Source organism: Erythrobacter sp. S227 (assembly GCF_057364925.1).
Map to the genome: position 1 here is coordinate 1,181,430 of NZ_CP200280.1, position 25,294 is coordinate 1,206,723.

Genomic DNA, 25,294 nt, shown 5'->3' on the forward strand with positions numbered 1-25,294 from the left:
CATGCAAGCCTTACGCGTAGAAACGCTCTCGCAAGACCTCTCCGGGGTCCAACTGGTCGATATGCCGGAACCTGAAAGAGGACCGGGCGAAGTCTTGGTGCGCGTGCGCGCCGCCTCGTTGAACTTCCCCGATCTGCTGATGACCAAAGGCGAGTATCAATTCAAGCCGCCCGTCCCCTTTACCAGCGGTCTGGAGATGGCAGGCGAAGTCATCGAGGCCGAGCCCGAAAGCGGCCTTACTGCCGGAGACAAAGTCATCGGTGGCAAGAAGACGGACGCATTTGCCGAGGTGGCAAGCGTGCCTGCGCGCGGGCTCTCCCCCCTCCCCAAAGGCCTCACCTTTGCGCAAGGGGCTGCGATGGGAGCGGCGTATCAAACCGCTTACACCGGATTGGTCGAGCTGTGTGATGTGAAACCCAGGCAATGGGTTCTGGTGCATGGAGCAAGCGGCGGGGTTGGTCTTGCCGCCTGTGATTTGGCCAAAGCCTTGGGAGCGCGGGTTATCGCCGCAACCGGCATTTCAGACAAACATGAAGGCATCAAAGCTGCCGTCGCTCCAGATGCAGTCATCACCGCCTCAGGACGCTTCAGAGAGGCCGTAGCCGACCTGACCGATGGTAATCTGTGCGAGATCGTATTTGACCCCGTTAGCGGCGATGTATTCGACGAATTGACCCGCTGTGTAAGCTTTGCAGGGAAGCTTGTTGTGGTAGGCTTCACGAGCGGACGGATCGCTGGCGTCGCTACCAACATTCCGCTCATAAAAGGCTTCTCCATCGTGGGTCTGCGTGCGGGGGAATACGCGCGTCGCTTTCCAGAGCGTGGAAAGGCTATCAACCAGGCGATCGCCGAACTTGCAGCTTCTGGGCGGATTACGCCTACCATCGACCGGACGTTACCCTTGTCCAAATGGCGAGAGGGCTTTGACGCGATGGCGGCACGCAAGTTGGTGGGCAAAGTGGTGTTCGAGCCAGGCAGCTGAACCGCGCCGAAGACTCTCAAAGGAAAAGGCGGCCCAATCGAGCCGCCTCTTCAAAAAATCGCTATATAGAAAACGCTCTTAGAGCGAACCAATCACCTCATCAGCGAGAGCTTTGTCGGCATCCGCGCTGTGCTTGTCAGCGATAAGGGCACGCGATGCAGAAGACGCTGCATCAACCGCCGTAGCGCGCACGCCAGCGACCGCTTCACGTTCAGCCGCTGCGATCTTGTCTTCGGCCATGCGCTTGCGACGGGCAACCATCGCTTCGCTGTCAGCCTGCGCTTTTTCCAGGATCGCGTCCGCTTCACGCTGCGCGCCCTCCATCATCGCTTCGGCATCTTTTTCAGCGCCAGCAATCTTGGCGGCATATTCATCGCGCAGTTTTTCAGCTTCGGCACGAAGGTTTTTCGCTTCGTCAAGCTGGGCTTTGATCTCGGCGATTTTCTTGTCGAGCCCGCCGGTAATGACCGATGGAACCTTCTTCCAAAGCATCACGGCGATCAGAACCGCCATAGAGAGCGAAACCCACTGGTAGTCCTGCAGACCGAACGCTGATGGAGCGCCCTCGCCAGCGGCGATGGTGAGTGAAATGAGATTAGGCATCTGAAAGCGCCTTCTTCACAGCAGAGCGAACGCTCCGCTTGTCAACTTTAGTCCCGGCAAGCCGCGACACAATGTCTTGAGCAGCGTCAACCGCGACATCTTCAATCTCTGCCATGGCACTGTCACGCGCAGCGGCAATGTCCGCCTCTGCCTTCTCGATCTTGGTATCGAGACGCTTTTGCGCCGCCGCGAGCTTCTTTTCGGAAGTGACGGCTGCTTTGGCCTTCGCCTCAGCAATCAGGCCTTGAGCAGCGGCACGGTTTGCGTTCTCACGCTCGCGCCATGCTTGTTCCTCACTATCCGCTGCATCACGGGCGGCCTGCGCTGCGGCAAGGTCGCTTGCGATTTGATTGTCACGCAACTCAACAGTGCCCATCACCTTGGGCACCATACCGCGACCGATAAGGAAAAAGGTAATGCCAAAGAACACTAACAGCCAGAAAATCTGGCTGGAGTAGGTGTCCATAAGCTGGGCTATCTGAGGCATAGATCAGGGCCTTCGCCGAGAGGGGGTTGATAAAACACTGACGGGGGAGAATCGCCACAAAAGCAATTCACCCCCGTGAGATAGTAGAATTAGGCGACGAAGATCAGGATCATCGCAACAACGAACGCCAGCAGGCCGAGAAGCTCAGCTGCGGCGAAGCCGATGAACAGGCGGCCTTGTTGGCCGTCTGCAGCGCCCGGGTTACGAAGAGCGCTCTCAAGGAACGAACCAAAGACGTTACCCACGCCGATCGCTGCCATACCGGCACCAATTGCTGCGAGACCTGCGCCGACGAGCTTGGCTGCTTCTGCTTCCATTGTAAAAACTCCTTAGAAAATCAGTATGTTGTTTGTTGGATTAGTGAAACTTAGTGAAGGTGTTCTGCATCGTTGATGTAGAGCGAGGTGAGCAGAGCAAAGACGTAAGCCTGAATGCCTGCCACCAGAATTTCGAGAGCCGAAATGCCGATCATCAAGATGAAGCTCGGGGCACTGACCAAAAGGCCAAAGCCGACGCCGGCATTGATGCCATCCATCACGAAACTGGAAAGAACCTTCAAAAGAACGTGCCCTGCCATCATCGCAACGAAAAGACGCAGTGCGAGACTGAACGGACGCACGAGGAACGAGATCAGCTCGATCGGGAAAATGATCGGGATCATCGGCAGCGGCGTACCGTGAGGCACGAACAATGTGAAAAACTTGATGCCGTGCTTGAAGAAACCGACGATCAGCACAATCGAGAAGCTGATCACGGCAAGCACGCCTGTAACGGTAAAGTGACTTGTGAATGTGAATGGGTGCGCCCCAACCAATCCAACCGGCAAAAGGCCAAGAAGGTTGCCGAACAGGATGAACATAAAGAGGCTGAAAATGTAAGGGAGGTATTTGCGACCTTCCTTACCGATGTTTGCATCGAGCATATCGTCGATAAAGCCAGTGAAAGTCTCCACCGCCATCTGCCAGCGACCTGGCACGAGCTCACGCTTCATCCCACCGGCGATAAACACCCAAAGCAGCACTGTGGTGAGAGCCATCCACAAGGCTGAGTTGGTGAACGCGATGTTGTATCCGGCAATTTCCCATACATCCGAGCCAAACAATGGCTCGATCTGGAATTGCTTCATCGGATCGACTTTGCCTTCTTCGGCTGCCACGATCGTGTGTATCCTTGGTACCAGTAAAAACGAAAGGCCCTGTTGAAGCGCTCTAATCAGAACCCTTCGAGGCCTTGTTTGCCGCAACGATGATGTTCCTGAAGGCAACACCTATTCCGAGGAACAAGCCTACCAACAGACCCCATGGCGTTGTGTCGAATATGGCGTCTACCGCCCATCCGATCACACAGCCTCCAAGGATCCCGCCGATTAAGTCCGCTAGCACTCGGTTGCCGCTGCGATAGTTCGCATCGGCCCCTTTCACTTGCGACCCAGTGCGTTCCTCTTCGCGCTCTTTCGCAGCCTTAAGCCGCGCTTCGAGCGCATCAATTCGCGCATCCTCAACGATGGGTTCTTGGGCGGGTTTATCCTCGCTCATGCCGACCTCTTTCAAGGGCCTCCTTTAAGGGATGCAGGTGCGCGAGCGAAGACCAGTGCCCGCCAAGGGCGAGTGCCCCCTAGAAGAGGGCGATTCTCAAGTCAATGGTGCGCTGCGATAGTTTCCGCAAACCCGTGGCGATTCTTACACTTTTACGGGCAAATCGCCAAACGCTCTGGAGGCGCGTCCGTGCGGGTCTTCCATGAACCATCGGGGGCCTGGTACTTTTCGCCCGGCACTGTGCGGGCAATCGCCTGACAACCGGCAGTCGTGGCGTATGCCTCAAGTGTGGCGCTATTGCTTTGGGCACGCTCGGTATAAACCGCACGCCTGCGGATATTGATATCATTCACCATGTCGCGAAGAGCAGGCGTAGCCTCACCCACGATGCCAAGATATCCATCGGTCTGCTCACCTACGGTTCCGTTGGCGCGAGCAGCCGCATACGCCGGATCGCGCTGTGCCTGTGCTGGCGCTGCAAAAAGGCTTGCGGCTGAAATTGCGGTTAAAGCCGCCAATCCGAGCTTTTGCATGCTGTTCATCACTCTAATTCCTCCAAAGCCGGCTTGCAGCCTTTTGAAAAATGCCAGTCAAAAAATGTCGGCATTCTCTTCAATCGCATCATTCGCATCCTCGGCCAGTTCGACCAAGAGCCGCGCTTCTATGTTCACATTTAGCTCGATCACAATCGGTTCATCAGGCGCCGCGACATTGATACAGGCCGCCGTACCCAAAAAACCCATAGGTGCGAGCGAAGCCCAACATCGTTTCCAATCCATCTTGCGCCCCTCAAACAACAGGCCTGAGTTTCTGGCATTGGCGCAAAGCTGGGTCAAATTCCGCTCTCTCATGGCATCTCATCGCTTTCTGGAGGTTGAACGGGCGGTTCATTGCGCCGTTGTATTTGGTCAACAATTGTATCGGGGTCGGGACTTTGCCCGGGTTGCGGGTCTGTTTGGTCGGGCTCTTTATTCCCGCGCCCGTTTTGCAGAGCGGGAAGGTTGTCGCCAACAAACCGCTCAACTTCGGCAGCACTGGCAAAAACTGTCGGATCAAACAGCCCGCGCACGATTAGCGCCAAGGTGTAGAAGTTCGAAGACCTGACGTTGATCTTGAAGCGGATTGGCAATTTGGACAATTGCCGGGTCACGAAATTCTGGCTCGCCCCTGCACCCTGGCGCACACCATCAATGTTGAAGTTTGTGATTATCTCGCCTGCAAGATTGCCATTCAGTTCGACGCTCATCTGATTGTAGTCGATCGAGCGAAGCGTCTGAAAAGCGAAATTTCCCATTGCGCCAAGATCTTCGTAAGTGAGCTCTCCGACGTAGGAGACATTTCCTCCCGGTGGCCGCGATATGAGAAGGCCGCCCTGAATGGTGCCGTTACCTTGCGCATCGAAGATGATGGGGATGGTTCCGTCAAATTTGCCAGTGGCACCGATATTGGCAAGCTCCATCTCTGTAACGAATGTCGCTGCATCAAGAGCGACTATCTCGAAGATATAGCTCTGCCCCTGCCCGCCACCGTAGTCGAGGGTAACCGGCCGCAATATCAGCTCGCCGCCCATAAACGGCCAGCGTCCATCCTCGAGCGTGATGAGGGTTCCGTTTTCAATCGCATAAACAACCCGTCCTTCGAACACCTCGATACCGGGATTGACCGATTGAATGGTCGCCACTTGCGAGGGCGCCGTGGTGAGGTTCAGCAGATCGGTGAATTCGATAGTTCCCTTGACACCTTGCACCGGCCCAAAGGCGGCAGCAAAGTCGAACCGATCCGTCGAAAACGAGGCCGAACTCGTCAGTTCGTCCTCATCCCACGCGATTTGGCCGCGACCTGCGATCACGCCGTCGGCAAAGGCAATCAAACCCTTGGTAAGCGGCGTCAGGTCATCCGGCTGGAACCCCTCCTCGAAACGTATGCCCGGGACAAGAAATTCAGCGCTTCCTTTTGCGGTCGTGAGGTCATGCCCAAACGACACCTCCGCGAGTTTCCGCCTGCTCCACGGGTTTTCGACCCCGAATCCCCCCGCGATCGTGCCATCGATCAAATCGAGGTTCGCACCTACGCCGATAACCGGTTCAAAGCGCGCTTCTTCGCCCAAAGCGGGATCGGGACGATCCGTCAAAAGGAACCTACCCTCGCGTATTTGCAAAGCGTCATCGGCATAGCTCCACCGACCCGCGATATCTGAAAGATTGACTGGCACAGTGCCAAGGTCTGCAGATCCACCATCGAAGCGACCTTCGAGCCCCCCGGTTAGGCTGCCATCAAAGCTGGTGGCAGCAAAGCTTATGGCCTCATCACCGGAACCTATTGTCGCGTCGATGCCCAGAACCTCGAACCCGCCCGGATAACGCAGAGTTGCACCTTTTGTAGTCAGAGCGACCGGAGCCTCTCCATATTGTCCTGCAATGGCCAATTCATCGAGCTTGGCAGCCACTTCGAGGCTGTCATTATAGCGGATCATCGAGCGGCCTTGGATCGGGCAAATCGAGAGGCTTTGGTTGCTCAATACAAAGTCATAGGCTTCCAACGCTGCAAACCTTGCATCGAGGCACTTCGATCCGAAAGCGAGGCCCGAAGCTTGTGACCATCCACCTTCGATTGGCAGCGAGAGCCCGCGCACACTTCCGCCTGGAATTGCCCCTTCAGCCTGCACCATGCCGGTGAAGCGAACACGACCTGTGGCATCACGCGTCGCTTCGAGCCTTGGAATGGCTATCGCGTCTCTACCATCCCGGTATTCTGCCATGGTCATCCGCAGGGTCGTTGCATTGCCACTCACCGGCTGCAGCCTTGCGTTGATACGTGGCAGGCCTGCGCCGCCTGTCAGTACATTTCCGGTAAGCCGCTGCGGCTGATCACCCGCTGCGCTCGCGTAGTTAATCCTCGAAAGAGCGAGGAGAGTCTCGCCATCAGAACTGCGCAGCCGCGCCTCTGGTATCACAAGCCGGATGCTGTCCGGATCTGTGCGAACCGAAACATCCCCTGCAAACGCTCCGCCTTTGACAGCGCCTGCGAGCCCGCTTCCAAATCTGCCAAGCAGGGCTTGTGCGAACGTCCCTGCGCTCGCCTCGCGTGCCTGCGCCAATGCAGCGCTGCGGGCGAACGCCTGCGCATCCATCCCGCGGCCAGTTAGCCTTGTGGTCCATTCACTGCGGGTGAACCCTTCGCGGCTTCGCAGGGTGCCATCTGCACCGATAGATTGCGCATTGGCATATGCGGAGGTGAAACCTTCCCCATCAAGGTCATGCCGAACACTTAGCTCACCATCAAAACGCCAGGCGAGATTCGCGCCCCCGCCAAGCTTGGAAAGTGCGGCTCCGGGACCGGCCAAGCGTGTGGCCGAAAGCGCCAGATCGCCCTCGACCGCTGCGAAATCACTCGAAAGCGTAAGCTGCGCGCCAATATCAGCCGCATCGATCCTCGCACCTTCGCAGCTCGCTTCGCGCAGGCGGATTGGCCCATCAAAACTCAGGCGCCCGTCCGAACTGCTCACATCGCCGTAGACGGTAGCCGCTTGGGCCCTGCACCCTTCCGCACCCACGCCGGGCGCTGTCGCCGCTAGCGTGCCAGCAAAGCCATCATTGAGCTGTCCCTCACCTCCAAGCTTTGCCCCGATGTCACCATAATCCGTTTGCAACAGCGCGCGGCCATCAACAACCCGAAGGTTCAGCGCAGGAAGACCGGCGGGCTCTTCGCTCTCGGCAAAAATGAGCGGATCAAGGCTACCAAAACTAAGAACACCTTCTCGGAAAGAACCATAAGCCCGCGCACCCACAAGCTCGATCAGTCCAAGCTCGGGCGGGCCATAAGTATACGATATGTCGAGCGAAACCCGCTCAGCGGTAAAATCGGGCAGAGCCGGATCGCCAATCACAAGGTCGGTGATCACCTGACGCCGTGCCCCGATCTCCTCGATATTGTAAGATGCCTCCAACCCATATTGGGTCAGGGTGTCATCAATCAGGTCTGCTGCAATCTGCTCCCGGTTGTACCATGCAAGCCCGCCAGCCAGCGCAATCAACAAAGCAAGCACCAGACTGATCCGCCAGCGCCAGCGCTGAGGCCACAGCCGAAGCCGCCTTGTGCCTGCCAATTCGGGCAAATCAGGTTCGGGCAAAACTTCAGACATCAATCACATCACTTGCGCGTATCGCCCGCAAAGGCAATGATGGGTTCAAGTAAAACAGTGTGCGAGGCAAGGTTGCCGCAATCTGAAGACGCGTTTGACTTTGGCGATACCGGTGCAGGCTCTCCTGCTCCGGCGGCGACTGGTGAGAAGTCGGACTCGGGAAAGCACGCCGGGCTCGGTCACCGAGAACGGTTGCGAGAACGGCTCTTGAAAGGCGGAGCAGAGGCGCTCGCTGATTACGAAGTGCTTGAATATCTCCTTTTTGCAGCAATCAAGCAGGGCGATACAAAGCCGATTGCCAAGGCGCTCCTTGCCCAATTCGGTTCTCTTTCCGGTGTGCTGAACGCAGATGTGAATGCTCTCCAACGCACCAAAGGTGTTGGCAAGACCAGCGCAGCCGCCCTCAAAAGCGTCGCAATCGCTGCAAGACGCATGGCCCGAAGCGAGGTAAGCGAAAAGCCGCTACTTTCAAGCTGGCAGGCACTGATCGACTATCTCGCGATCGACATGGCGCACTTGACCGTTGAACGGGTGCGGGTGCTTTATCTCGACACAAAGAACCGGCTGATCGACGACCACCACGTGGGCGATGGCTCAATCGATGAGGCGGCGATCCACCCGCGCGAAGTGATACGAAGGGCGATGGATGTGGGCGCAGCGGCGCTAATCCTGGTGCACAACCACCCTTCGGGAAGCCCGGAGCCAAGCAACGCCGATATTCAGATCACAAAGCGCATTGCCGAGGCAGGCCGCCTGCTTGGTGTGACACTGCACGATCACGTGATCGTGGGCCGCGAAGGCCACGTCAGCATGCGCGCCAAAGGTCTAATCTAGCCTCACAGGTCCGATCTGCTTACAGGTCAAAACCCCATTTGCGATATCGTGCAGCGAGATTTGGTGAACGAGAAAGCGCCTCAGTGATATCGGCCTGACCTTGCTTGTCACCAAGCTCTAGTCTGACAAACCCGCGCAGCAAAAGAGATGCGGCAAGGCTAGGATCAATCTCAAGCGCAGCGTTCAAATCACTCAGCGCTTCCTCAAAGCGGCCCAAACGGTAATACGCCATTGCCCGGCTGTCTTGCGCATCGGCAGTGCCGTTAACCTCAACCGCCCGGGTGCAAACTTGTGCTGCTTGATCCAGTTGGACCTGCCAAACCCCCATAAACCAGCACTTATTGTTGAGCACACCATCATTGTTTGGGTCATCAAGCAAAAGCAATTCGTACCGCTCAAGCCCTTGTGCAGCGTTGCCTTCTAGTGCGTCAGCGTCAGCCATCCAGTACGCGAGTCTGCGCCGCACATCCTCATCACCGTCTTCGTATTCAATCGCTTCGCGCGCTGCTTGTGGGTCTTGCATATCAAGCAGGATAGAAGCCAAATCCATCGCCCGGTCTGGTGTAGGATCGAGCGCATATGCTTCCTCAAGGTCCTGTTTTGCCCCTTCGTAATCAAGCAGTTGTTTTTTCACAGAAGCGCGCCCGGAGTAATGGCCGGCCGTTCCCTCGATCTCGATGACCTTGTCCATATCTGCGAGCGACCCGGCGAAGTCGAATGTGTCATACCGGAACCATGATCTCTTCAGATAGGGTGCGGCTTTTTCGGGATCGAATGCAATCAGCTCCGCGTAAGCGCTATCAAGAGCAGCGAGCTCACTGCGATCCTTCTTTTGCGCAAAACGCCACAATCGGGGGGTGTCCTCGGGGGCAAGCAGTTTGAGTTCATTGCGTGCCAAGCCCATAGCCTTGCGGCGTTCGGTCAGCACCTGATCAGCCGCGATCTCACCGCCACGAGCGATAGTCGTGCCTACGACCTTATATTCATTGCCGTCCAGCGAGGAGTTGACCGTGATTTCCTGACCAGCGGCCTCGACCTTGATCTGTGGTCCCCCAACCATCTCATATCCCCCAGAATCGGAGGGTAGAATGATCAGCGACGAAATCTCCGTCGCGGTTGGCCCTTCAATCGCGACAGGAATTTCACGCCAATCGCGGCGCGATCGGTTTGGGGAGAAATCAACTCTCCCAGCGGAGTCACCGCCGCCCAATTCGCCGCGCCCGCTGTCAAAATCGAAGACAGGTTCTGAAATGCCCTTGTATCTCATCACCGCTTCGCTTTTGGTGGCGCCCTTGATGAATTCGACATCGATCAATTCAATCTCGGAAGAATTTTCGCGCGCGATCCGGCGTTTGACATCCGCGGTCATCATATCCGCAATCGCATTCATCTGCGCGGCTGCTGGCCCGAACATCCGCATTTCAAATGTGATCAGCGCAGGGAGATCGGCACCGGCGGAGGCATCAAACCTTGCAAGCAATTTCATTTCCGGGACCCGTGGAAGGACCTGAACGATCGGTTCCAAATCGGCTCCTGCTTCGCGGAGCGGCAGAGCAAACTGAAAACCCGGAACATTCCCGACCAGATCGATATTTGCGCCCGTAGAGGTGCCATCCAGATAGTAAAGCTGACCATCAATTGTCGCGCGCACCAGGACATGGTCAAACGCGCCGGGCATTGGCAGAGATATTTGCGCCGCATCTCCTGCGTCAACATCGACCAGAACAGGCTCGGCCTCGATCCCCAAATGGTCAAGCAATGCAAGCAAGATCAGTGTTTTGGCTTTGCAATCACCATATCTCTTGTCCCAAGTAGTCGCGACATCTTGCGGAATGTAATTCCCGCCATCGAGCCCGTTTAAGAGATAGCGGATATCGCTTTGCACAAGATCTAGAGCGGCCACAGCGCGCTCCAGATCGCTGCTGTTTTCGGACCGGATTGCGTCTGCACGTGCGATCAGATCGTCAAGCCCCTCAAGCGCGCCCTCAACCGTGTAGTGAGGCGCCATGGTCGAGGAAACTTCGCCCCAATTCGCAAATGTCCCAACTTGGAGAATGGAGGACTGGCGAAAACGCATGGGCGCATCACTCGGCATCTCGATGGCTTCGGCTAAAGGCAACTCGACGTTGAGCCAATCATATCCCTTTCGGGTCTCGACCGGTGCCAGCTCTGCTTGCGGCCATGCCTTGTAGCTCACATCCAGCTCTTCAGGCCAAGAGACCAATACACGCGCAAAGTCGGCAGTTCGGTCAGGCTTGCGCCATAAATAGGTCTGGCTCTGAACCTCTTTGCCAAGCGCTTGATCCGAAAGGGTCATGGAATAGCTGACGCGCAATTCGTCCCCGATCTGGAGGCCAGGCACAAACAGCGTTGCAGTCAAGGAGCCGTCTACAATAGCGTCTTCGAGGCGACGTTCGCGGCGAAGAACCTCAAACCTTTCGCCCTGTGCGAGCACGTCGATGACCTCTCCATCGCGTATAATCGCAATGTCATGGACGATAAGGTCGCCTTTATCAGGGTACCAAACAGCCTTGACTGTGCCTGCATTGGTCAGCTGCTGGGATCCGGCAATCCGGATAATTTCGTCGGTATACTGCCAACGCTGGCCCTCCTCGATCCTGATCTGAGTATCGGCGACCAAAGTGGTGTTGGCGGGATCACGTTCCAGCTCGGATAAATCAACCCGTTCAACCCAGTCGGGCACAGGTTGATAGAGCGGGGTTTCACCGGCGAGAACAGCCGACGACCAACCCAAAGCAAGACACGAAATAGCACAGCACGCAGAAGAAAAACGCATTAAGAATCCCTGTTTTTCCTATGCCTATCAAGAAAACACCGCACTGTTCCAGTTGTTTTCTCGGCTCATCAACGATTTCAAGAAATCTATTGGGGCCAGGGCCTACGAGCTCTCTTTGCCCGTGATCAGCCGCACGCCTGAGTGTTTCGCAAAAAAGCTCCACGCCCAGTTCACCGTCACCGTCACGCGGTTGCGTGCACCGGTCAGAAAACCGACATGAACCAGGCCCCAAAGCCACCATGCAAGCGCGCCCGACAATTTGAACACACCAAAATCAGCAACCGCCGATTTGCGGCCGATGGTCGCCAGGCTTCCCTGGTGTCTGTAGACGAAGGGGCCCGGGCACTCCTTATCAAGCAATTCAGCCTCGATGACCTTGCTCACATACGCCCCCGCCTGTTTCGCGGCAGGCGCAAGGCCCGGCACTGCTTTCCCGTCCCAACCATTGCTTCCGGCTGTGTCTCCGATGGCAAAAACGTTCGCGAATGCTTCTCCGTCCGCGCCGATGACGCGGCAGTGATCGGTGACCTGCGCGCGCCCTGCCCGGTCTGATTTGGCACCCAGCCATTTGGCAGCAGGGGAGGCTGCAACACCCGCCGCCCAAAGGACGGTTTCGGTTTCAAGCGTGATATCCTCGCCAATGCATACGTGGCGTTCGGCAATTTCCGTGACGCGGCCCCCTGTTCGGATTTCGACGCCAAGGGACTTCAATGACTGGGCTGCCTTGGCCGATAATTCTTCGGGGAAAGCCGGAAGGATGCGGTCGCCTGATTGCACCAGAATGACGCGCGCAGTCGCTGGATCGATGGTGCGAAATTCGCGCTCGACACTCACCCTGGCAAGCTCTGCAATTGCTCCGGCAAGCTCAACGCCTGTCGGCCCTGCGCCAACGATCACGAATGTCAGCAGGCGCTTGATACGTTCCTCATCTCCCGACGCCTCGGCCTCTTCGAACGCGTTGAGGATGGACGCACGTACTTCCACGCCGTCTTCGATGGTTTTCAGGCCCGGTGCAAAGGCTCCCCATTCATCGCGGCCAAAATAGCTGTGCGTTGCGCCGGTCGCGAGGACCAGACGGTCGTAAGAAAGCTCCGCCCCGTCTCCATAGGTTAGCGTGCCCGCCTCGGCATTGATGCCGGTGACCTCACCTTTCAGCACCCGCACATTGCCATCGCCTTTAAACAATGAGCGGATGGGTGCCGCAATATCGGCAGGGTTCAATGTCGCGGTTGCAATTTGATAGAGCAGGGGTTGGAACAGGTGGTAATTGCGCTTGTCGATCAAGGTAATGCGCACGGGCAGGCGCTTAAGGCGCTCGACGGCGGCCAGCCCGCCAAATCCTGCTCCGACAACCACCACATGGGGCCAACGGTCGGGAATCTCCGAATAGTCGCGGTCGAACAGAATGTTCTTTTCAAGCCAGCTCAGGATTGTGCGGTCGACCGAGAATATGCCTGCTCCCTTGGCTTCGTAGATAGCGAGAAAGAGGAACGGGAACAGCGTCACATTGGGGTGCGCGCCTGCGATCATGAACGCTGCGATCAAGAAGAACAGGCCGTATGACACGATGACCGCGCCAAAGCCTGTGAAGAAGAAAGCGGCGGAAACCAGCGCAAGCCAATCGGGAAATCCTGCGAAGATTGTGACCGGCAGCCATGTCATAACCGCAATCGGCGGTTCGATCACATCGGCATAGGTAAGCAGGCTCACCCCCATCCACAGCCGCAAAATCGCCATGACAATCGGTGCCAGATGCTGACGCGACCATTCTGATGCGATGATAGCAGGCTGCGCCAAGGGAAGTGCAGAGGACTTGAAACCCAAGGCCAGAACCCGGTCGAGCGAGAATGCGCCCGGCCCGTGGAACACATACCAGATTAACATCGCGCTCACGATCAGATTGGTCGTGGTGGGCACGTAAACCGCTTGGCTCACAATTGTCAGCACGGCCATGGCAAGCGCTGCCGGCCGGGTAAAAAGCCCTGCGATGAGAAGGATCGGCCCAATAAGCTCAATCGCAACGCCGGTCATTGCGGCATTGGCGGGGGTCATCCAGCTGACCGGATACTCGACCGTCGCGAGCAAAAGCGCAGTATCCCAGTCGGCCGCTTTCACAAGGCCCGAGCGAAGGAACCACATGCCGATAAGAAAGCGGATGGCGAGATCGCTAAACGGCCAGAACGTCTCGGTCCCCTCCAGATACCATTTGGTCCACCTCCGGAAAGTGACCCGCAAAAACGGCGAATACCTTTCTTCTTGCAGGCGCGTTTGTGCTGGCAGGGTTTCGGGCGGGTCAGCATTCTCGCTTTTCATTGAATTGTCCTCCTGCCCGGCTCATTCGCGCCCAGCCCCCCATGAGTTACAGTTGATAGCGCCCTATTCGCTCTTGCCAAGCCGCGCTCACGCGCATAGCCGCGCCCCAACGACTTTAAACCCATACGAAGGACGCCTGACATGGTCCCCCGTTACGCCCGCCCCGCCATGACTGCTCTTTGGGAGCCGGAAGCCAAGTTTCGCATCTGGTTCGAAATCGAGGCGCATGCGACGCAGAAGCTGGGCGAGCTTGGAGTGGTCCCGGCTTCGGCTGGCAAAGCGCTGTGGGATTGGTGGGCGACGAACCCCAAAATCGACGTCGAGGCCATCGACGCGATTGAAGCGGTGACCAAGCACGATGTGATCGCCTTCCTCACATGGGTGGCCGAGCAAGTGGACGCGGCAGGCTACACCGGCGAAGCGCGGTTTATGCACCAGGGCATGACTAGCTCAGACGTGCTCGACACGACGCTTGCTGTGCAATTGGCCAAGGCAACAGACCTGCTTTTGGAAGACCTCGATGCGCTTCTGGCCGCGATCAAAACCCGCGCCGAGGAACACAAGTTCACCCCCACCATCGGACGCAGCCACGGTATCCACGCAGAGCCCGTCACGTTCGGGTTGAAGCTTGCGCAGGCCTATGCCGAGTTCGACCGCTGCAAGACCCGCCTTATCGCTGCTCGCAAGGAAATCGCGACCTGCGCTGTGTCTGGCGCGGTTGGGACTTTCGCCAATATCGACCCAGAGGTTGAGGCTTATGTTGCGGAGAAATTGGGCCTCGAGATCGAGCCGATCAGTACGCAGGTCATCCCGCGCGACCGGCACGCGGCATACTTCGCGACGCTAGCCGTAATCGCAGGCTCGATCGAACGCCTCGCCGTCGAAGTGCGCCACCTGCAACGCACCGAAGTTCTGGAAGCAGAGGAGTTCTTCTCCAAGGGCCAAAAGGGTTCATCGGCGATGCCGCATAAGCGCAACCCGATCCTCACCGAAAACCTCACCGGCCAAGCGCGCATGATCCGCGCCTATGCCCTTCCCGCGCTCGAAAACGTGGCGCTGTGGCATGAGCGCGATATCTCGCACTCTTCGGTCGAACGCTTTATCGGCCCTGATGCGACGATAACTCTCGATTTCGCCCTCGCCCGCCTGACCGGTGTGGTTGAGAAGCTGCTGGTTTATCCTGACCGCATGATGTCCAACATGGATAGCATGGGCGGCCTTGTGCACTCCCAGCGCGTCCTCCTCGCCCTCACCCAAGCCGGGGTTAGCCGCGAAGACGCCTACCGCCTCGTTCAGCGCAATGCGATGAAGGTGTGGGAATCGGGCGGCTCTTTGATGCTGCTCGACCTGCTGAAGGGCGACGAAGAGGTGACAGCGGCGCTCTCCCATGAGCAATTGGAAGAGAAATTCGACCTTGAGTACCACTTCAAACATGTCGAGACGATTTTCGCCCGCGTCTTTGGCTAAGCCCCAAACACTGGACTCAAGAGCCAAAAGTCCTAGGCTTACGCCCTTCGCGACCATCAGGAAGGATCACGGGACCTTATGCAGATAGTGCGCACCATTTTGTGGGTCATATTGGCCTGCGCAATCATGCTCTTTTCGTTCCTCAACTGGACACCGGTTGAAGTGACCTTGTGGGATGGGCTTCTGGTCGAAACCAAAGTGCCCGCGCTTGTGATCCTCGCGTTTCTGCTCGGCCTGTTTCCGATGTGGCTCTACCACCGCTCGGTCAAATGGGGCCTTGATCGCCGCATCCGCAGCCTTGAAAATTCGATCAAATCCGCAGCGCTCGCGCGGCAACGCGACCATGGCACCCAAGAGCCTGTGGATAAGCCTGTCGAGAAACTAGAGGATAAGTCCGGGGACAGTTTGAACCCGGTTGAAGAGAAGCCTGCATGAGCAACCCCGTTTTTCTGGCGCTGGATGTTCCGCAAATCGACCCTGCCAAAGCGCTCATCGAGAAGGTGAAAGCGCATATTGGCGGAGTGAAGCTCGGCCTTGAGTTCTTTTGCGCGCATGGCGGCCACGGCGTCCACGAAATCGCGCATATGGGCTTGCCGATATTCCTTGATCTCAAATTTCACGACATCCCCAACACCGTCGCATCCGCGATGATGGCGATCCATGTTTACGAACCTAAAATCGTCACCATCCACGCCAGCGGAGGGCGCGCCATGATGGAGGATGCGAAGGCCGCAGCCGCCGAAGGCTGCAAGGTAGTCGCTGTCACCACGCTGACCAGCATGGACGCAAGCGACCTTGCCTCAACCGGCGTCAGCGGTAGCGCCGAGGACCAGGTCATGCGTCTTGCCGAACTCGCCCATGCATCGGGGCTCGACGGGATAGTGTGTTCGGGTCAGGAAGTGGGCAAAGTCCACAAGCAATGGAAAGACGGCTATTTCGTCGTCCCCGGCCTTCGCCCCGCAGGCACCGGAGCCAAAACGTTCGGGGCCGACCAAAAACGCGTCGTCACCCCGCGAAAAGCCCGCGATGATGGGGCAAGCGTCCTGGTAATAGGCCGCCCGATCAGCCGCGCAGATGATCCAGAGACAGCTGCACGGGCGATTGAGGCTACCCTTTAGGGAAGCATCTGATGTCTGATATAGCGACGCCCAACCTTCCCTCGCGAGACTTTGACGCGACGCAGGCTTTCTATGCGCAGTTCGGCTTTGAATGCGGGTATAAGGATGGCGGATGGATGATCCTGCATCGTGGGCCAAAGGGAAACCGCGCGGTCCTCGAATTCTTTCTCCACCCTGATCTCGATCCCAAAAGCAGTTGGTTCAGCGCCTGCCTGCGCCTTGACGACCTGCCCGCAATCATTGAGGAGATCGCGGCAAGCGATGTCTCGCAAAGACACTTGGGAATACCTCGTTTTACCCCTCCTCAAAAAGAAGCGAGCGGCCTTACCATTGCGTATATGGTCGATCCGGACGGGACACTGATACGCCTGATCCAGAACGATGAGCCATGAGCGTCCAGATCAAGATTTGCGGCCTCTCTACGCCTGAGACCATTGGGGCTTGTGCGGACGCTGGTGCGACACATATCGGGTTTAACTTCTACCCGCCTTCGCCGCGTTTCGTCTCCGCGCATCAAGCCGAGAAACTTTCGCAAAACACGCCTGCAAACCTCTTGAAAGTCGGCGTTTTTGTGAACCCGGATGACGAATTTCTCGAAGAGAGCGTCGCTGCAGGGAAGCTCGATGCGATCCAACTGCACGGCAAGGAAGATGCGCTCCAACTCGAAGCGATAAGGTCGCGTTTTGGCCTGCCAGTTTGGAAGGTGCTAAGCGTGGAGACGGCCGAGGACGTTGCGCGGGCAAACGACTTTGCCAATGCCGATTTTCTGCTTTTCGACACCAAGACACCCAAGGGCGCATCGCTCCCTGGCGGCATGGGTCTTGGTTTCGATTGGAGCTTGCTTGAAGCATACGATCGGGCTGTCCCATGGGGACTTGCAGGTGGGCTTAACCCAGACAATGTCGCAGACGCAATCCGGTCGACTGGCGCCGCTCTGGTGGACACCGCATCAGGCGTAGAGCGCGCGCCCGGCATCAAGGCCGTGGACAAGATTGCCGCGTTCTGTAAAGCGGCGTTAAACCCCTAACCACCCTCGTTCGCCCCGAGCTTTTCGAAGGGCGCGCGCAGACAAATTGGCTGGGTTGGAGGCCGAGAAAAGGCTTCAACACGCTCAGCCCGAACGGATTTTTGTTTTGAACGACTTGCCCAACACTTTTAGAAACCAACCTGATGACCGCGGCCATTTTGGCGATTTTGGCGGGCGCTATGTCGCTGAAACGCTGATGCCGCTGATTTTGGACCTGGAGCGCGAGTATCGCGCAGCGCAGCAAGACCCCGCGTTTCAGGCTGAGTTTGACGATCTCATGGAGCACTATGTCGGGCGCCCCTCCCCGATGTATTACGCCGAGCGTCTGACCGAGGAACTGCGCAAAGACGCTAGCGAAGGCATGGGCGCGCAAGTGTGGTTCAAGCGCGATGAGCTCAATCACACCGGCGCGCACAAAATCAACAATTGCATCGGGCAGATCCTGCTTGCCAAGCGCATGGGCAAGACCCGCATCATTGCGGAAACCGGTGCGGGGCAGCACGGGGTGGCGACCGCGACCGTGTGCGCGCGTTTCGGCCTTCCTTGCGTCATCTACATGGGCGCAGAGGACGTTGCGCGGCAGTCTCCCAATGTCTTCCGCATGAAGCTGCTGGGCGCAGAAGTTGTCCCCGTCACCAGCGGCGGCGCGACCCTCAAAGACGCGATGAACGAAGGCCTGCGCGATTGGGTCGCCAATGTGCACGACACCTTCTACATCATCGGCACCGCCGCTGGCCCCCACCCCTACCCAGAACTCGTCCGCAATTTCCAAAGCGTCATCGGCACCGAAGCGCGCGCGCAATTGCTTAGCCGAACTGGCCGCCTTCCTGACCTCCTCATCGCGTGCATCGGTGGCGGTTCCAATGCGCTGGGTCTGTTCCACCCATTCCTGGACGATGCAGACGTTAAAATGCTCGGCGTAGAAGCCGCAGGCCACGGTCTTGACGGCGACGAACATGCGGCAAGCTTGCTCGGAGGCGCTCCCGGCGTACTCCACGGCAATAAAACCTACCTCCTGCAAGACGAAGATGGCCAGATCACCGTAGGCCACTCGATTAGCGCAGGGCTAGACTACCCCGGTATCGGACCCGAGCACGCATGGCTCAAAGACACAGGCCGCGTCGAATACACCGCCGTCACCGATGATGAGGCGCTTGAAGGCTTCCAATTGCTCTGCCGCACTGAGGGAATCATCCCTGCGCTGGAGCCGAGCCATGCGCTGGCAGCCGTCGCCAAACGCGCCCCGCAAATGCGCGAAGACGAGATCATCTGCATGAACCTGTGCGGCCGCGGCGATAAGGACATTTTCACCGTTGCGGAGAAGCTTGGGGTGGAGATGTGAAGCGGTGACCGCCGACTTTCGCCAGAAACTTCTCAATTGGTTTTGTAGCGTTCTTCTGCTGATGGCCACACTTGTGACAGGGTTGTTGGTAGTTTGGATTCTAAAAGTCCCGCTTATAAATCCTTCACCTTACATGGATCGCGGCGCTTGGATTGCCGCAATGATGGGCGAGGCGATTGTAACTTATGCGGTGCTTTTTCCCCCATTGATCACTTGGCATTTGCTTGATTTCTTCGAGAAAACGCAACGCGAGAACTTGAGTTCAATTCTCAAGCTATTCGCAAGCTATACTGTCTTCGCTGCCACCATACTTTTCTCGCAAGTTGGCATGGTACTATCGATGACTGGATGGTTCGATTGGAACTCCTGTGATGATCTACCTCATGATGCGTTTCCGCATTCATGCAGGGTCGGGATCGACGGCTGGATCATGACGCTGATCTTTGTCCCCTTGCTGTTTTCGCTAGTTCTTTGCATTGGCAAAGCCATTGTCACCATCAAATCACGATTGCCCGGAGCCCAATGACCCGCCTCTCAAAAGCCTTTTCCAAATCCCACGCCGCATTCGTTGCCTTCATCACCGCTGGCGATGGCGACACCGCTGCCAACCTCGATGCCCTCGTCGAAGGCGGCGCGGATGTGATCGAATTGGGGATGCCGTTCACCGATCCGATGGCCGATGGCCCTGCGATCCAGAGCGCCAATCTGCGCTCGCTTGGCAAAGGCACCTCCACCGCCGATGTGCTGCAAATCGCCTATGAGTTCCGCGAGCGTCACCCCGATGTGCCGCTGGTCCTTATGGGCTATGCCAACCCGATGATCCGGCGCGGGCCTGAATGGTTCGCCAATGCGGCCAAAGGCGCAGGCGTGGACGGCGTTATCTGCGTCGATATTCCGCCTGAAGAGGATGATGCGCTGGGTCCGGCTTTGCGCGATGCTGGAATTTCGCCCATCCGCCTTGCAACCCCCACCACTGATGCAAAGCGCCTTCCGCAAGTGCTCGAGGGGTCGAGCGGCTTTCTCTACTATGTCTCGGTCGCGGGGGTCACCGGGCTACAGCAAGCCGCAGCAGGCTCCGTCGAAGAGGCTGTCGCAGCCCTCAAAGCTGCCACCGATTTGCCGGTCGCCGTCGGCTTTGGCGTGCGCGAACCCGCTCAAGCCGCGGCAATTGCCAAGCATGCAGACGGGGTTGTCGTAGGGTCAGCCTTTGTTGACTTGGTAGGCGAACATGGCGCAAAGGCTCCGGCAAAGCTAAAAGAGCTGACCGCTGCCATGGTTGACGCCATCAAAGCGGTGTAAAGGCCGAGGCACCAAAGGGATCGTTTTGAAATGAGCTGGTTAAACCGCGTCCGCAATTCTCTGGGCTTTGGCACAGAGAAATCGAGCACTGAAAAAGACCTTTGGATCAAATGTTCCAATTGTCAGGAAATGCTGTTCGTTCAGGAATATGAGCAAAACCTTTCTGTGTGCCCCAAGTGCGGGCACCACGGGCGGATCAATGCCGACGCGCGCCTTGCGCTGCTTTTGGATGACGGGTTTGAGCTTCTCCCCGTGCCGACGGTGACCGAAGATCCGCTCAAATTCAAAGACTCCAAGAAATACACCGACCGGTTGAAAGCAGCGCGCGCCAAGAGCCCGCATGCTGATGCGTTTGTCACAGGTTCGGGCTCGATCAATGGTCAGGCGGCCGTCGTGGGCGTGCAGGATTTCTCGTTTATGGGCGGCTCAATGGGTATGGCCGTGGGCGAGGCGTTTTGTCAGGCCGCGCAAAAGGCTTTGGACCGCAAATGCGCCTTCGTCGTGGTGACAGCAGCGGGCGGTGCGCGCATGCAAGAGGGCATTTTGTCCCTTATGCAGATGCCGCGCGCGACCGTGATGACCCGGCGTTTGAAGGGGGCTGGTCTGCCTTACATCGTAGTGCTCACCGACCCCACCACTGGCGGCGTCACGGCAAGTTATGCGATGCTCGGCGACATCCACATCGCAGAGCCCGGCGCACTGATCGGCTTTGCTGGCCAGCGGGTGATCCAGGACACCATCCGCGAAAGCCTGCCCGAGGGTTTCCAGCGCGCAGAGTATCTTCACAAGCACGGCATGGTCGATATGGTTGTGCCTCGCAGTGAGCTCAAAGAGCGCTTGGCGGCGGTGTTGGGGTTCCTTCAGCCGGCAGATGAAGCTGCCTAAGAATTATGGATTTTGGCCGCTCGGATGACCCGCGCGTCCAGGCGCAACTCGACCGTTTAGGCGCGCTTAGCGTGCCACAAGGGCGCTTGGGGCTGGGGACGATACGCGCTCTGATGGAACGCCTCAGCAACCCGCACCGCAAGCTGCCGCCCGTGTTCCATGTCGCTGGCACCAACGGCAAAGGCTCGGTCTGCGCGTTCCTTCGCGCCATGCTCGAGGCCGATGGCAAGCGCGTCCACGTCACCACCTCGCCCCATCTGGTGCGCTATAACGAGCGGATAAGAATTGCAGGCAAGCTTATCGAAGATGGGCCGCTGGCGAAGTTGCTCGAAGAGGTACTGGACGCAGGCGAGGACCTCGCACCCAGTTTCTTCGAAGTCACCATCGCCGCCGCATTCCTCGCCTTCAGCCGCACGCCAGCAGACGCTTGCGTCGTCGAAGTAGGCCTTGGTGGGCGCTTTGATGCAACCAATGTGCTCGAGCCTGAGGCGCTCGCGGCGTGCGGGATTGCGGCGTTGGGGCTGGACCATGAGCGGTTCTTGCTCGCGCCAGAGGAAGGTGTGCCAACCGAGCCGATAGCGCGGATTGCGTTTGAGAAGGCGGGGATTGCGAAGAAGGGCGTGCCTTTGGTGACGATGGGCAACGAGTACCCTCCAGAAGCGCGCGAGGCGATCAGCAAGCTGACCGATAGATTTGGAGCACTTACGTTCGAATTGGGCAGTGAGTGGTTCGCCGATGGGCTCTTTCAGGGTGAGTACTCTGACAAGAGCAGGCGCATAATTTGGTCCAATGAAAAGATTGGTCTGAAAGGCGATCATCAATACCTAAATGCCGGTCTCGCAATCGCGATGATCGAACATCAAAACCGAGTGCGCTTGAATGAGGGTGCGATTCTTTCTGGCTTGCATAGAGCAGAATGGCCCGCCCGGATGCAAAACCTCTCCCAAGGGCCGCTTACTGCACTGACTTCGGCTCCGGCGGTCTGGCTCGATGGTGGGCACAACCCCAGCGCTGGCGAGGCGATTGCTGCGCATTTCTACGGCCCGATCCACCTCATCCTAGGCATGCTCGACAACAAGAACCCGCGCGCTTTGCTTAATCCGCTAGGCGACCGGGTGCGGACCCTCTCAATCGTGCCGGTCCCCGGTCACGACCACCATCCGGTCGAAGCGTTCGGACCGGAAGCAGTCGCACGCGCCGACCTCGAAGACGCGCTGCTGAATATCCCCGACGATGGCTATCCCATCCTGATCGCAGGCTCGCTCTACCTCGCAGGCGAGGCGCTGCGATTGAATGACGAGCTTCCAGACTAAAGCTGATCCTTACCCGCCGTGCCCAGCGCCTCATCCACCAAACCGCTGCGCATCATCCACCAGAACAGCGCTATTCCCGGCAGTGCGAGCAGGGTGGTGAGCAGGTAGAAATTCACATAGCCGATCCCCTCGATCAGCCCGCCCGCCGTTGTGCCGGTGAGGAGCCTTCCCACAACACTCGCGCCCGCTGAAATCAGCGCATATTGAGCCGCCGTAAACCGCAGGTCACACAGCGCCGAGAAATAGGCGACCACCACCACGCCGCCATATCCGCTGGCGAAATTCTCGAACCCGATCGCTCCTGCCATCGCCCAATTTGAGTGTCCGACTATTGCAAGCCCCGCAAAGCTCACATTGGACACCGCCATAAGGATCAGCGCGAGCATCACTGAGCGTTTCAGGCCCAATTTCGCGTACAATATCCCGCCGAGGAATATCCCCACCATATAGGCCCAAAAGCCCAGCCCCACATCGTAAAGCGCAATCTCGTCATTGGTAAAACCTAGGTCGTCAAACAGCAGGCGGAAGGTGAGGTTCGCGAGTGTGTCGCCGATCTTGTGGACGAGGATAAAGGCGAGCACCAACCACGCACCGTGCCTTCCAAGAAACTCTCGGAAAGGCCCCGCGATGGATTGCCACACATCGGCGACGCCCTTTTTGGCGATGGTGACGGTACGCCTTGCAGGCTCTCCTATGATCAGCGCGGTGAGCATTGCAGGGAGAGCGAAGGCTGCGCAGGCGAGATAGCCCGCCGACCAACCGTAGCGCGCCGCCACAACCAGCGCGAGCGCCCCAGCGCCTGCGGCTCCAATACGCCAGCCATATTGGCTCATGCCCGACCCCGTGCCGAGTTGGTCGGGCCGCAACGTCTCGATCCGGTAGGCGTCGATCACTATATCGAAAGTAGCGCCCGCCACGCCCACTAAAACGGCGGCGATGATGGTTGCCGTAAGGCTTGCCGCTGGGTCCACAAGCGCCAAGTTGACCACCGATGCAATGACCATGGCGCCGGATAAGAGCATCCACGAGACCCTCTGACCCAATCGCCCGATCACTGGCAGGTGCACACCATCGACCACCCATGCCCAGAAGACCTTGAAATTGTAGACGAGGAAGGCAAGCGTAAACGCCGTGACAGTGGCTTTGTCGATCCCGTCTTGCGCAAGCCGTGTGGTCAGCGTTGCGCCGATCATCGCGTACGGAAAGCCGGAAGAGACTCCGACGAAGAAGGCCGCCAAAGCCTCTTTTTCAAGGTAAGGAACGATCGCTCCCCGAACCCCTTGGCTGGCCGAGCTCACTGCGCCGGTTCGACCTTTGGCTCGGGTCCTACATCATCGGTGCCCATGCGCGATTGACGAAACCATTCCGCCAAACACAGCACCACGGCGAACAGCCCGATCAGCGTGGTGAGCACGAAGACATCGAAATAGCCCTGCTCCTCGATCATCTCGCCCAAGGCTCCACGTCCCAGAGTGCCGACCAGAAGGGTGAGCGATGACAGCAGCGCATACTGAACTGCGGCATACTTCTTAGAAACTATAGAGGACAACCATGCGATATAGGCAGCCCCTGCTATGCCGATGGCTAGGTTCTCAAACATGATCGTGAACGTGAGGCGCGGAAGAGCGTCTGAACCAAACGGCGCAAAGGTGCTGATCAGCCAAGTGAAGCCGATCATGTCGCTTGCCGCCTGCATATTGGCCCCGCCCACGGCCATATCGGCGTACAGGAGGTTTGTGAGCGCTGCCAGAAGCGCGCCCAAGGTCAGCGTCAACATCCGCCCCAAAACGGTCAGCATATATCCGCCCAAAGCGAGCCCTGCGATAATCGCGCCCACGCCAAAGAACTTGGAGGCAAAGGCGACCTCGTCATTGGTGTAATTGAGCTCGCCCAAGTAGAACGGATAGGCAAAGGTGCCCCAGATCGCATCGCAAATCCGGTATGTGAGGACGAGCGCGAGGATCAGCACCAGCGACCAGCCAATGCGCCCGACAAACTCCACCAGTGGCGCTAGCAATGCGCGGTAGAGATGGTCGATGGCCCCTGATGCCCTGGCAGTGGTTTCACCTGCCGCGATGACATCGCGCCCATCCAGCTTGCGCCGGTGAAGCATTCCGGCAATCGCTGCCGGAAGGATTATGGTCGCCGCGATAATCAGCGGGCCCATCTTGGCGGTGAATTCGGTTGGGTCGGGCCGCCCGCTTTCGTTCAAGGCAAACATGCCGAGCAGGTAATTCGGATCAAGCGCGAAAAGCCCCAGGTCCAGAACGCCCATCATCGGCACATATCCGCCAAGGGCGCGAACCATGAAAATACCAAGGATCGTCAGCGCCCATGCCCAAAGGCCGACCACCATCCAAAGGTAATGGCGGCGCACACCCGGGCGAACTTCGCCAACGGCGTAAAGCTCTTCGATTTCCTCTTCGCTGGTGCTTACCGCCTTCGTTTGTTCGCGGTCGCTGTCCGGCGCGAAAAGTCCGGCAAATCCGATCAGAAGCACGCTCGCACCGAAGATCATATAAGTCTCGGGCCAACCAATGCGCGCCGCGATTATGAGGCCCAATGCGCCGCCGAACAGCGAGGCGAGACGAAAACCCATCTGATAGATGGTGGAGAGCATATCGAGCGTTGCTTCTTCGTCCGCCACGTCAATCCGCCAAGCGTTGATCGCGATATCCTGCGTGGCGCTGGCGAGCGCTCCGATACCGGCCAGCAGTGAGAACCAGCCAAGCTGTGTCTTGGGCTCAAGCAGCGAAAGCGTCACAAGGATAATCCCGAGGCTCAATTGCATGGGAGCAATCCACTGCTTGCGCTTGCCCAATTTGCGAAGGCCAGGGAAGTTCACCTTGTCCACCAATGGCGACCAGATGAACTGGAAGGCGTAGGCAAGGCCAATCAGCGAGAAGACACCCATCGTCTCCAGATCCACCTCAGCCTCGGACAGCCACGCATAGAGCGTGCCCAGAAACAGCGCGAAGGGCAGCCCGCTGGTGAAGCCGAACAGCGCCATATAGGCGGACTTCTTGTTTCGCAGTGCGCGCAGGACTTCGCGGATGCCGGGCTTTTTGGGTTTGCCCTCTTCAGCGTCATTGGCTGTTGCGGTATTCACAGGCTCGCTCATCCTTTGCTATTTGCTAGGCTGTGTGGGACA

24 protein-coding genes are annotated in these 25,294 nt (G+C 57.9%); 12 read left to right on the top strand and 12 right to left on the bottom strand.

Going from position 1 to position 25,294, the window contains the following annotated elements; all coding sequences use genetic code 11:
• Position 1: 1 nt before the first annotated feature.
• Positions 2–982, top strand: coding sequence for an NADPH:quinone oxidoreductase family protein (locus AC0V6Q_RS05660; protein WP_486167434.1), 981 nt, complete (start codon positions 2–4; stop codon positions 980–982).
• Positions 983–1,060: 78 nt separating this feature from the next.
• Here the strand turns inward: AC0V6Q_RS05660 and AC0V6Q_RS05665 are convergent, their stop codons facing one another.
• From AC0V6Q_RS05665 to AC0V6Q_RS05700, 8 genes are all read right to left on the bottom strand, one after another.
• Positions 1,061–1,585 carry a F0F1 ATP synthase subunit B family protein gene (locus AC0V6Q_RS05665; RefSeq protein WP_486167435.1) on the bottom strand — a complete coding sequence of 175 codons (525 nt, stop codon included), beginning with the start codon at positions 1,583–1,585 and terminating at the stop codon, positions 1,061–1,063.
• Entirely contained in the window at positions 1,578–2,072 is a 495-nt protein-coding gene (locus AC0V6Q_RS05670; RefSeq protein ID WP_486167436.1) for a F0F1 ATP synthase subunit B family protein, read from the bottom strand. Before AC0V6Q_RS05670 ends, AC0V6Q_RS05665 begins: the two co-directional genes overlap by 8 nt.
• An 89-nt stretch (positions 2,073–2,161) precedes the next feature.
• Entirely contained in the window at positions 2,162–2,389 is a 228-nt protein-coding gene (locus AC0V6Q_RS05675; protein WP_027442220.1) for a F0F1 ATP synthase subunit C, read from the bottom strand.
• A 50-nt stretch (positions 2,390–2,439) separates the two neighbouring features.
• Positions 2,440–3,198, bottom strand: coding sequence for a F0F1 ATP synthase subunit A (locus AC0V6Q_RS05680; RefSeq protein WP_486169261.1), 759 nt, complete (start codon positions 3,196–3,198; stop codon positions 2,440–2,442).
• 82 nt (positions 3,199–3,280) lie between these two features.
• Positions 3,281–3,607, bottom strand: coding sequence for an AtpZ/AtpI family protein (locus AC0V6Q_RS05685; RefSeq protein WP_486167437.1), 327 nt, complete (start codon positions 3,605–3,607; stop codon positions 3,281–3,283).
• A 152-nt stretch (positions 3,608–3,759) separates the two neighbouring features.
• Entirely contained in the window at positions 3,760–4,140 is a 381-nt protein-coding gene (locus tag AC0V6Q_RS05690; protein ID WP_486169262.1) for a YdbL family probable chaperone protein, read from the bottom strand.
• 57 nt (positions 4,141–4,197) lie between these two features.
• Positions 4,198–4,443 carry a YnbE family lipoprotein gene (locus AC0V6Q_RS05695; protein ID WP_486167438.1) on the bottom strand — a complete coding sequence of 82 codons (246 nt, stop codon included), beginning with the start codon at positions 4,441–4,443 and terminating at the stop codon, positions 4,198–4,200.
• An 11-nt stretch (positions 4,444–4,454) separates the two neighbouring features.
• Positions 4,455–7,748: an intermembrane phospholipid transport protein YdbH family protein gene (locus AC0V6Q_RS05700; RefSeq protein ID WP_486167439.1), complete on the bottom strand. Its 3,294-nt coding sequence runs from the start codon at positions 7,746–7,748 to the stop codon at positions 4,455–4,457.
• 39 nt (positions 7,749–7,787) lie between these two features.
• Between AC0V6Q_RS05700 and radC the strand changes: the two genes are divergently transcribed.
• On the top strand, positions 7,788–8,582 hold the full coding sequence (gene radC, locus AC0V6Q_RS05705; RefSeq protein ID WP_486167440.1) for a RadC family protein: 795 nt from the start codon (positions 7,788–7,790) through the stop codon (positions 8,580–8,582).
• A gap of 19 nt (positions 8,583–8,601) precedes the next feature.
• Here the strand turns inward: radC and AC0V6Q_RS05710 are convergent, their stop codons facing one another.
• Both AC0V6Q_RS05710 and AC0V6Q_RS05715 read right to left on the bottom strand, forming a co-directional pair.
• Positions 8,602–11,379 (bottom strand): DUF3857 domain-containing protein, encoded by a 2,778-nt coding sequence (locus tag AC0V6Q_RS05710; protein WP_486167441.1) that lies wholly within the window; start codon positions 11,377–11,379, stop codon positions 8,602–8,604.
• A gap of 102 nt (positions 11,380–11,481) precedes the next feature.
• Positions 11,482–13,692 carry an FAD-dependent oxidoreductase gene (locus tag AC0V6Q_RS05715; RefSeq protein WP_486167442.1) on the bottom strand — a complete coding sequence of 737 codons (2,211 nt, stop codon included), beginning with the start codon at positions 13,690–13,692 and terminating at the stop codon, positions 11,482–11,484.
• A 141-nt stretch (positions 13,693–13,833) separates the two neighbouring features.
• Here AC0V6Q_RS05715 and purB point away from each other — a divergent pair, with 141 nt between their 5' ends.
• From purB to AC0V6Q_RS05765, 10 genes are all read left to right on the top strand, one after another.
• A complete protein-coding gene (purB, locus tag AC0V6Q_RS05720; RefSeq protein WP_486167443.1) occupies positions 13,834–15,159 on the top strand; it encodes an adenylosuccinate lyase in 1,326 nt (441 codons plus the stop codon).
• 78 nt (positions 15,160–15,237) lie between these two features.
• Positions 15,238–15,594 (top strand): hypothetical protein, encoded by a 357-nt coding sequence (locus AC0V6Q_RS05725; RefSeq protein WP_486167444.1) that lies wholly within the window; start codon positions 15,238–15,240, stop codon positions 15,592–15,594.
• The gene (pyrF, locus tag AC0V6Q_RS05730) at positions 15,591–16,277 is read left to right on the top strand and encodes an orotidine-5'-phosphate decarboxylase (protein ID WP_486167445.1); all 687 of its coding nucleotides are present in this window, start codon (positions 15,591–15,593) and stop codon (positions 16,275–16,277) included. The genes AC0V6Q_RS05725 and pyrF overlap by 4 nt, the downstream gene beginning before the upstream one ends.
• Before the next feature lie 11 nt (positions 16,278–16,288).
• Entirely contained in the window at positions 16,289–16,669 is a 381-nt protein-coding gene (locus AC0V6Q_RS05735) for a bleomycin resistance protein (RefSeq protein WP_486167446.1), read from the top strand.
• On the top strand, positions 16,666–17,304 hold the full coding sequence (locus AC0V6Q_RS05740) for a phosphoribosylanthranilate isomerase (protein ID WP_486167447.1): 639 nt from the start codon (positions 16,666–16,668) through the stop codon (positions 17,302–17,304). Before AC0V6Q_RS05735 ends, AC0V6Q_RS05740 begins: the two co-directional genes overlap by 4 nt.
• Before the next feature lie 106 nt (positions 17,305–17,410).
• Positions 17,411–18,646 (top strand): tryptophan synthase subunit beta, encoded by a 1,236-nt coding sequence (gene trpB, locus AC0V6Q_RS05745; RefSeq protein ID WP_486167448.1) that lies wholly within the window; start codon positions 17,411–17,413, stop codon positions 18,644–18,646.
• 4 nt (positions 18,647–18,650) lie between these two features.
• On the top strand, positions 18,651–19,172 hold the full coding sequence (locus tag AC0V6Q_RS05750) for a hypothetical protein (protein WP_486167449.1): 522 nt from the start codon (positions 18,651–18,653) through the stop codon (positions 19,170–19,172).
• Positions 19,169–19,945, top strand: coding sequence for a tryptophan synthase subunit alpha (trpA, locus tag AC0V6Q_RS05755; RefSeq protein ID WP_486167450.1), 777 nt, complete (start codon positions 19,169–19,171; stop codon positions 19,943–19,945). Before AC0V6Q_RS05750 ends, trpA begins: the two co-directional genes overlap by 4 nt.
• A 30-nt stretch (positions 19,946–19,975) precedes the next feature.
• Entirely contained in the window at positions 19,976–20,830 is an 855-nt protein-coding gene (gene accD, locus AC0V6Q_RS05760; RefSeq protein ID WP_486167451.1) for an acetyl-CoA carboxylase, carboxyltransferase subunit beta, read from the top strand.
• Positions 20,831–20,835: 5 nt separating this feature from the next.
• Complete coding sequence (locus AC0V6Q_RS05765; protein ID WP_486167452.1) at positions 20,836–22,143, top strand: bifunctional folylpolyglutamate synthase/dihydrofolate synthase; 1,308 nt, start codon at positions 20,836–20,838, stop codon at positions 22,141–22,143.
• Here AC0V6Q_RS05765 and AC0V6Q_RS05770 read toward each other — a convergent pair.
• Both AC0V6Q_RS05770 and AC0V6Q_RS05775 read right to left on the bottom strand, forming a co-directional pair.
• Positions 22,140–23,441, bottom strand: a complete 1,302-nt coding sequence (locus tag AC0V6Q_RS05770) for an AmpG family muropeptide MFS transporter (protein ID WP_486167453.1) — start codon at positions 23,439–23,441, stop codon at positions 22,140–22,142. The genes AC0V6Q_RS05765 and AC0V6Q_RS05770 overlap by 4 nt on opposite strands.
• Positions 23,438–25,252 (bottom strand): AmpG family muropeptide MFS transporter, encoded by a 1,815-nt coding sequence (locus tag AC0V6Q_RS05775; protein ID WP_486167454.1) that lies wholly within the window; start codon positions 25,250–25,252, stop codon positions 23,438–23,440. The genes AC0V6Q_RS05770 and AC0V6Q_RS05775 overlap by 4 nt, the downstream gene beginning before the upstream one ends.
• Positions 25,253–25,294: the final 42 nt, after the last annotated feature.